The organism is Blautia massiliensis (ex Liu et al. 2021) (genome assembly GCF_052064225.1).
GTDB classification, from domain to species: domain Bacteria; phylum Bacillota; class Clostridia; order Lachnospirales; family Lachnospiraceae; genus Blautia_A; species Blautia_A fusiformis.
Window position 1 is genome coordinate 73,381 of record NZ_JBQHWA010000016.1, and the last position, 8,148, is coordinate 81,528.

Below are 8,148 nucleotides of genomic sequence, written 5' to 3' on the forward strand. Positions count from 1 at the left end.
CCTGAGATTTGTAACAGATCAGAAACTTAGAATAGAAAAGAGGGGAGACAGAAATGAAGAAACAACAGAGTAAACGTGTGATACCAGGCTTTGGACTGACAATGGGAGTGACTTTGGCGATGCTGAGTATCGTAGTTCTGATCCCTCTTGCGTCTCTGGCAGTATACTCGGCGCGGCTGGGTTTTCGGGAATTTATTGAGGTGATCACACGGCCGAGGGTTTTGTCCGGATTCTATGTAAGCTTTATTACCGCATTTGCGGCCACAGTGATCAATGCTATTATGGGCCTGGTCCTTGCGTGGGTACTGGTAAGATATGATTTTCCGGGAAAAAGGATCATGGATGGAATGATCGAGCTGCCTTTCGCACTTCCGACTGCAGTTGCCGGTATCTCACTGACATCCCTGACATCCGATAAAGGTCTGGTGGGAAGCTTTTTTGCAAATTTCGGTATTAAGATCGCATATACCAGAATCGGTATCACGGTGGCATTGATCTTTGTGGGAATCCCTTTTGTAGTCAGGGCCATTCAGCCGGTTCTGGAGAAGCTGGACGGTTCTTATGAGGAGGCGGCTCGTGTCATGGGTGCAAAGCCATTCACCGTTTTTCGCAGAGTTATTCTTCCGGAGCTTCTGCCGGCAATGCTTTCCGGGGCGGGACTTGCCTTCGGACGCTGCCTGGGAGAATACGGAAGTGTTGTTTTTATCGCAGGAAACAAACCTTACTATACAGAGATCACGCCGCTGATCATTATGTCAAAGCTTCAGGAGTTTGACTATGAAAGCGCAACAGCTATTGCACTGGTTACACTGGCAGTATCATTTCTGATCCTGTTTGGTGTGAATCTGGTGCAGGCAAGAAATACGAAACGTATCAGAGGGAGGGATGCATAATGGATGAAAAAAAGAAGCAGGCTTCCGGGCCGGTGAAATGGATCCTTATCGGGATTTCCGTGATCTTTCTTTTTGTGATGCTGGTACTGCCTCTGGTGGTTGTTGTAACCCAGGCGCTGAGCAAGGGCTGGCAGTGCTATGTGCAGGCGGTGACAGATGAGTACACGCTGAAAGCGCTGAAGCTGACCATTGGGGCGACGGCTGCGGCTGTTGTATGCAACACGATCTTTGGTCTGTGTGCGGCATGGGCAATGACCAGATTTCATTTTCGGGGAAAAAAGCTTCTTACCACTTTGATCGATGTTCCGGTTACAGTATCACCGGTTATCGCAGGTCTTATCTATATCCTGGTTTTTGGAAAGCAGAGTCCTCTTTATTCTGTTCTTGAAAGTGCAGGGATACAGATCGTGTTTGCAGTTCCTGGAATTGTCCTGGCAACGATCTTTGTCACATTTCCATTTGTGTCCAGAGAGATCATACCGGTTCTGGAATCCATAGGGTCCGATGAGGAAGAGGCGGCAGCACTGATGGGAGCAAAAGGCTGGACGATTTTTACCAAGGTGACATTTCAGCATATCAAGTGGGCATTTCTCTATGGTGTTATGCTGTGTACAGCCAGAGCCATGGGAGAGTTTGGAGCTGTGTCCGTACTGTCCGGACATCTCCGTGGAAAAACAAATACACTTCCGCTTCACGTGGAAATTCTTTATAACGAATTCCAGTATGTTCCGGCATTTGCGGTTTCTTCGATCCTGGTGATCCTGGCGGTGATCCTTCTGATCGCAAGAAATGTTCTGGAGCATAAAGGAAAGGGGGAAAAAGGCGATGTACGTTGAGTTAAAAAATATCAATAAAACATATGGGGATTACAAGGCATCTGATAACGTAAGCTTTGGTATCGAAAAGGGGAAGCTGATCGGTCTTCTGGGGCCCAGTGGAAGCGGAAAAACTACGATTCTCCGTATGATCGCCGGTCTGGAGCAGCCGGACAGCGGTGAGATCATCATCGACGGAAGAGTGGTCAATGATGTGCCTGCCAGCGAGCGAGGCATTGGATTTGTGTTCCAGAATTATGCTCTTTTCCGGTATATGACGGTGTATGATAATATTGCATTTGGCCTGAAGGTGCAGAAGGCGGACAAGAAGTATATTAAGCAGAGGGTTATGGAACTGGTAGAACTGATCGGGCTGAAGGGCCTGGAGAAAAGATATCCGAGTCAGCTGTCCGGTGGTCAGAGACAGCGAGTTGCTTTTGCCCGGGCTCTGGCTCCGAATCCGCAGCTTCTCCTTCTGGATGAGCCTTTTGCGGCGATCGATGCAAAGATCCGTACGGAGCTTCGAAGCTGGCTGAAGTATATGATCGAGAAGCTGGGAATCACCAGTATTTTTGTTACTCATGACCAGGATGAGGCTATTGAGGTGGCAGATGAAATTATTATTACCAACCGTGGACGGATCGAGCAGGAGGGAACTCCACTGGAGGTTTATCAGAATCCGGATACTGCGTTTACGGCGGGATTTTTCGGGCAGACTTCTGTGATCGATGATTACCAGGTGTTCAATCACTTCGAGGAAGTTCCGGGAGGCGAAAAAGCCATTGTCCGTCCGGAGTTTGTAAAAGTGACTAAGAAGAACGAGGAACAGAAATATAAAAGCTCCGCAACAGAGGGCGTCGTAGAACGAGTCGCATTCCGCGGCAGCAGCCTGGAACTGAAAGTCCGTGTAGGAAACACCACACTCAGCGCCAGAAGAAGCCTTGACGAAGAACCCGTCCGGGAAGGTGAAGTTGTGGATGTGTTTGTGCAGAGGATTTTTGTAACGAAGGGAAATGAGGCAGTACTGCTGCATAATACAGCTATGGTTGAGGATTGGTTAGTGATATAAAAAAATGCCGCGGGAGCGGCATTTTTTTATGAGCAAGTAGCGTTAGCGGATTGCGAATGTCATATGATGTGGCCGCGGGAGCGGCATTTTTTTATGAGCAAGTAGCGTTAGCGGATTGCGAATATCATATGTTAATGTCGTTAATAAAATTCGGTTGACAAATTAGTATAGAAAGCATAAGATGATAGTAGCTAAGAAATGTGATGAAATTCAAACATTGGCAAAAACGAAAACCCCGGAAGTCTCGCACACTTCCGGGGTTTTCTATGCCGTTATGTAAGGGGGCTTAAGCCTTTCAGGCTGTTACTGCCTGTCATTTCTGTCCAGCCATTTGCGAATATAGTAGCTAACTATATCCGCCGTAACAGAAACAAAAATGTGATGATTAATTCGCACACTGGACTTCACCTCCTTTCTGCTGGAGGGTTGGCAGCATTAATAGTGTACTATAGTTTAGGACAAAATGGGACCGTTGTGAGAAAATTTATTGTTCTTGACATGAAGCAGAATCGGAATTATACTAATTCATGTAAATAACAGGGGAGCTTGTGATGGCAGGCTGAGAGGAAGTCTTCAACTTCGACCCTTATACCTGATTTGGATAATGCCAACGTAGGAACGTATAAGATGAATTTACGGGAGATACTTTGGTGTATCTCCTTTTTTATTGGATGCGGATGTTTTTATCCGATTGAATACGTAAGATCAGGATTTACAGGGAAGGGATCAAGAGCGAATGCTTTTAACCCCGGTATCGACAATTGAATATTGGGAAATTTGAGAGTGAACTGAGTTCATGAAGGGGTGCACCACCGCGGGTGTATTTCTTTGTGGACTCTTTTTTTATTGACGAATAGCTTTTGAAGTTTCCGGAAAGGAGAGATTATGATCACAGTAAATGGTGAAAGCAGAACATTGGAAAAGCCGGTGACAGTAACTGAATATCTGGAAGCATGTAACTATGTTCCGGTGCAGGTTGTAGTAGAGCTGAATGAAGAAATCATTAAGAGAGACACTTACGATACAACAGTACTGAAAGATGGCGATGTTGTGGAGATTCTGCAGTTTATGGGCGGCGGAAGCTGCTGATGTCGCTATAGAGATAAAATCAGGTATATATACCACGGCAGTAACTGACAGATAAGTTACTGAAAAAATGCAGATGAAGAATGATCTGGCAGAAGAAGGCGCTGGTTATAAATCGGTGGAAATATTTTCTGCAAACAGACATAAAGAAAGGTGGACATAAAAAATGACAACAGCAAACACAAATGAAGACAAACTGATCCTGGGAGGCCATGAGTTTACTTCCCGTTTTATCCTTGGTTCCGGAAAATTTTCCCTGGAGCTTGTAAAAGCATGTATTGAAAAAGCAGGAACTCAGATCGTAACACTTGCCCTGCGCCGTGCAAATGAGGGTGGACTTGCGAACATTCTGGACTATATTCCGAAGGATGTTACGCTTCTTCCGAATACGTCCGGCGCCAGAAATGCAGAAGAGGCAGTTCGTATTGCAAGACTTTCCCGCGAGCTTGGCTGCGGAGATTTTGTAAAGATCGAAGTTATCCATGATTCCAAATATCTTCTTCCGGATAACTATGAGACCATCAAGGCAACAGAGATCCTTGCAAAAGAGGGCTTTGTAGTTATGCCATACATGTATCCGGATCTGAATGCAGCCAGAGATCTGGTGAATGCAGGAGCTGCCTGTGTAATGCCACTTGGCTCTCCAATCGGTTCCAACAAAGGAATCTGTACAAAAGAATTCATCCAGATCCTTATCGACGAGATCGACCTTCCGATCATCGTGGACGCAGGAATCGGCCGCCCGTCACAGGCATGTGAGGCTATGGAAATGGGTGCTGCAGCAGTTATGGCAAATACAGCTATTGCAACTGCAGGAGACGTCCGTGTTATGGCGGAAGCCTTTAAGAAAGCTATTGAGGCAGGAAGAAGTGCATATCTTTCCGGTATGGGAAGAACTCTGGAGAGAGGTGCAAGTGCATCCTCACCACTGACCGGATTTCTTCATGAGTAAAATTGATAAATGAATGATTGAACGCAGAACACTAAGCGGGGGACAGGCACTGCCTGTGTAGTGAAACACAGGTATTGTCTGGTTTCAATCGAAATTGAGTTTACAGATATGCAGCAGTGAGGACCAGAGTATTGCTGCAATATATGAGAGGAGCGACATAAGAGTAATGGCAGAAACAGTACAGGCCAGTCAGCAGGACGGCCATTTTAATGAAAGTATCGTAAATGAAGAAATTCTGGAAGATATGAAAAAGAACCGTATCGATCACATGAAGTACCTTCCGGATATGGAACAGCTGGAAGAATCTGATGTAATGGATCAGGTTATTTCCGCAATGAACGCATATGATTATGATAAGTACACAGAAGCGGATGTACGGAGAGCGCTTGCTCATGACAACCGTACACCGGAGGATTTTAAAGCACTGCTTTCACCGGCAGCGCTGCCTCTTCTGGAAGAAATCGCACAGGCTGCACGGATCGAAACAAGGAAACATTTTGGAAACAGTATCTGCATGTTTACACCAATCTACATTGCAAACTACTGTGAGAACTACTGTATTTACTGTGGATTTAACTGCCACAACAAGATCCGCCGCGCACAGCTGAATGCAGATGAGATCGAGAAAGAGATGGCAGCCATTGCAGAAACCGGACTCCAGGAGATCTTGATCCTTACCGGAGAGAGCAAAACGAAATCTAATGTGGAATATATCGGAAAGGCTTGTGAGATCGCCCGGAAATATTTCAAGGTAGTCGGTCTTGAGGTGTATCCGATGAATTCTGATGAGTACGCATATCTTCACAAATGCGGCGCAGATTATGTGACAGTTTTCCAGGAGACTTATAATTCTGATAAATACGAAACTCTGCATCTGGCAGGCCACAAGAGGATTTTCCCATACAGGTTAAATACACAGGAGCGTGCGTTAAAAGGTGGCATGCGAGGTGTTGGTTTTGCGGCACTTCTGGGACTGGATGATTTCCGCAAGGATGCTTTTGCAACGGGATATCACGCATATCTTCTGCAGAGAAAATATCCACATGCAGAGATCGCTTTTTCCTGCCCGAGACTTCGTCCGATCATCAACAACGACAGGATCAACCCGAAGGATGTACACGAACCGCAGCTTTTGCAGGTAGTCTGTGCATATCGTCTGTTTATGCCGTTTGCAAGCATTACTGTATCCACCAGAGAGTGTGAGCGTGTTCGTGACAATCTGGTGAATATCGCAGCAACCAAGATCTCTGCAGGTGTCAGCACCGGAATCGGAAGTCATGTGGATGATATTGAGGATAAAGGTGATGACCAGTTTGAGATTTCCGACGGAAGGTCTGTGGACGAAGTTTTCAATGCCCTGAAAGACCACGGCCTGCAGCCGGTGATGAATGATTATATTTATCTGTGAGATGAAGGCGGCGAAATCGGATCGCACAGACTACCGAGGATAACTTCTGTGGAATATGTGGAAAACCATCCGCCCGAAAGAGCGATTTTTCATAGGGAGTGTGGATAACTGTTTCAGAAGAATGAATGCAGAAAGATTTTTGTCAAACAGAGGACAGTGCTGGAAGAATTTGTCGTCAGAACAAGAGTGATTTTTCAGTCCGGGTCTGATAAAATAAATGTAACAAGGAGGTCGTACGGAGAGTATTAAGATTTACAGAAGATAAAACGTCAGTGTAGAAATTTACAAAAGCATTTTCAAGGCACATCAGATAACGATATTGAACTAAAAAAGAGGTGCCCTATGGCAAATGCAAAACATGAAGATGCTGTTATGAAAATGGGTGTTGACTATTTTCGTGATACGATTCTGAAAAGTCTTGGAATTGATTATGATTTTGTGGAGGTTGGTCCGACTGAGCTGGTAGAGCTTACTATTCATTCAATGTATATGGATTTTACCTTTCTCACAAAACAGGGATTTTATATTCATATAGAATTTCAGACAACAGACAAGGGGGAAGAGGATTTACGAAGATTTCTTGCCTATGATGCGGTATATTCACATAAGACTGGAAAGAATGTTATTACATACGTGATTTATTCCGGAGGAATCCGGTCAGTAAAGGCTGAATTGAATATGGGCTTGTTTACTTATCGTATTCAGCCAGTTTATCTTAAAGAGAAAAATGCAGATGAGGTTTTTGTCAGAATGAAAGAAAAGCAGCTGCATGGAGAAGAACTGACCAAAGAAGATTATGCAATCTTGTCATTAACACCATTAATGTCAGGCTCTATGCAGATGAAGGATAAGATCAGAGAAGCAATCATTCTGGCAAAAAGAAATACAGATCTAACCGCGGAGAAAACAACAGCAATGTTATATACATTGGCAGATAAATTTCTGGATAATGCAGATTTGGACGAAATAAAGGAGGTCGTTGCGATGACGAGAATTGGTCAGATGTTATTAGATGAGGGAATGGAACGTGGAATGGAACGTGGAATAGAACGTGGTATGGAACGTGGATTTCAGTTGACAAAATATCTGATGGATAAAGGTCGCATGGATGACCTGAAGCGTGCTATGGAGGATGAAGACTATCGTAAAAAACTTCTGGAGGAGTTGGATTTACAAAATAATAGCAGATAAGGATACACGCCCCGGAAGGTTCTTCCGGGGCGTGTATAGAGACAAAGAGATTATTTTACAACAATGGATTTTGTCTTTGACCATTTGCCGTAATATTTTTTGAAATTGGCATTTCTGTATGCACGGACTCGAACGTAATATCGTTTTTTGCGTTTTAACCTGGATACAGTAATGCTGGTCTTGGTGTTGCCGGTGAGTGTTTTGGTTACTGTTTTTTTGAAGTTTTTGTATAAACTGTACTGTATCTGATAACCACTGGTGCCGGACGTCTTTTTCCAGGAAGCACGGAAATACTGTTTGCCGGATTTCAGGGTCGGTGTTGATGCGGTTGGTACTTTGACTGGCAGAACGGTTATGGCTTTTGGGGTGGACCACTTGCCATAATATTTTTTTTGATTGACCGTACGGTATACACGGATGCGAACATAATAGGTCTGATCAGCTGGCAGATTTTTGACCGCCAGTGTAGTGGTATTATTGCTTCCTGTAAGTTTGAATGTACTCTGCGAGAAATTTTTGTTTTTACTGTATTGTATCTGGTATCCATTAATGGAGGATGCTTTTTTCCAGGTGGCTTTAAAATATCTGTTGCCCGGAGTCAGAGTTAATCCGGATGGAATAACAGAAGGGGTATCCAGGGAAATGATATTGTCAATATTGGTTGACACATTTATCTCAAAGATATCACTGCCTATGCAGCCAGTCCCAGAGATTCGTAGTATCTCTGGCGCTTG

The 8,148-nt window shown here is 44.5% G+C and carries 8 protein-coding genes and 1 riboswitch; of the genes, 7 read left to right on the plus strand and 1 reads right to left on the minus strand.

The window, feature by feature from the left end; genetic code table 11:
• Positions 1-53 precede the first annotated feature (53 nt).
• The 7 genes from cysT to ACTNDQ_RS08400 all read left to right on the plus strand — a co-directional run bounded on the left by cysT (position 54) and on the right by ACTNDQ_RS08400 (position 7,414).
• On the plus strand, positions 54-893 hold the full coding sequence (cysT, locus tag ACTNDQ_RS08370; protein ID WP_059086488.1) for a sulfate ABC transporter permease subunit CysT: 840 nt from the start codon (positions 54-56) through the stop codon (positions 891-893).
• Positions 893-1,729 carry a sulfate ABC transporter permease subunit CysW gene (cysW, locus tag ACTNDQ_RS08375; RefSeq protein ID WP_441064387.1) on the plus strand — a complete coding sequence of 279 codons (837 nt, stop codon included), beginning with the start codon at positions 893-895 and terminating at the stop codon, positions 1,727-1,729. Before cysT ends, cysW begins: the two co-directional genes overlap by 1 nt.
• Entirely contained in the window at positions 1,719-2,777 is a 1,059-nt protein-coding gene (locus ACTNDQ_RS08380) for an ABC transporter ATP-binding protein (RefSeq protein ID WP_441064388.1), read from the plus strand. The genes cysW and ACTNDQ_RS08380 overlap by 11 nt, the downstream gene beginning before the upstream one ends.
• Before the next feature lie 528 nt (positions 2,778-3,305).
• Positions 3,306-3,413: riboswitch (TPP riboswitch) on the plus strand.
• Positions 3,414-3,662: 249 nt separating this feature from the next.
• Positions 3,663-3,866, plus strand: a complete 204-nt coding sequence (thiS, locus tag ACTNDQ_RS08385; protein WP_015526603.1) for a sulfur carrier protein ThiS — start codon at positions 3,663-3,665, stop codon at positions 3,864-3,866.
• A gap of 163 nt (positions 3,867-4,029) precedes the next feature.
• Positions 4,030-4,815: a thiazole synthase gene (locus tag ACTNDQ_RS08390; protein ID WP_129976081.1), complete on the plus strand. Its 786-nt coding sequence runs from the start codon at positions 4,030-4,032 to the stop codon at positions 4,813-4,815.
• Positions 4,816-4,981: 166 nt separating this feature from the next.
• Complete coding sequence (thiH, locus tag ACTNDQ_RS08395; RefSeq protein WP_118515990.1) at positions 4,982-6,223, plus strand: 2-iminoacetate synthase ThiH; 1,242 nt, start codon at positions 4,982-4,984, stop codon at positions 6,221-6,223.
• 342 nt (positions 6,224-6,565) lie between these two features.
• Positions 6,566-7,414 (plus strand): hypothetical protein, encoded by an 849-nt coding sequence (locus ACTNDQ_RS08400; RefSeq protein ID WP_015526606.1) that lies wholly within the window; start codon positions 6,566-6,568, stop codon positions 7,412-7,414.
• Between the two features lie 50 nt (positions 7,415-7,464).
• On the opposite strand, the gene ACTNDQ_RS08405 is transcribed toward ACTNDQ_RS08400, so the two are convergent.
• The coding region (locus tag ACTNDQ_RS08405; protein WP_441064389.1) for a fibronectin type III domain-containing protein at positions 7,465-8,148 on the minus strand (684 nt) is incomplete at its 5' end.

What these genes read in the sequence shown, in the direction of transcription:
- cysT (WP_059086488.1), top strand. Translation starts at nt 54, where the DNA reads ATGAAGAAACAACAGAGTAAACGTGTGATACCAGGCTTTGGACTGACA.
- cysW (WP_441064387.1), top strand. Translation starts at nt 893, where the DNA reads ATGGATGAAAAAAAGAAGCAGGCTTCCGGGCCGGTGAAATGGATCCTT.
- ACTNDQ_RS08380 (WP_441064388.1), top strand. Translation starts at nt 1,719, where the DNA reads ATGTACGTTGAGTTAAAAAATATCAATAAAACATATGGGGATTACAAG.
- thiS (WP_015526603.1), top strand. Translation starts at nt 3,663, where the DNA reads ATGATCACAGTAAATGGTGAAAGCAGAACATTGGAAAAGCCGGTGACA.
- ACTNDQ_RS08390 (WP_129976081.1), top strand. Translation starts at nt 4,030, where the DNA reads ATGACAACAGCAAACACAAATGAAGACAAACTGATCCTGGGAGGCCAT.
- thiH (WP_118515990.1), top strand. Translation starts at nt 4,982, where the DNA reads ATGGCAGAAACAGTACAGGCCAGTCAGCAGGACGGCCATTTTAATGAA.
- ACTNDQ_RS08400 (WP_015526606.1), top strand. Translation starts at nt 6,566, where the DNA reads ATGGCAAATGCAAAACATGAAGATGCTGTTATGAAAATGGGTGTTGAC.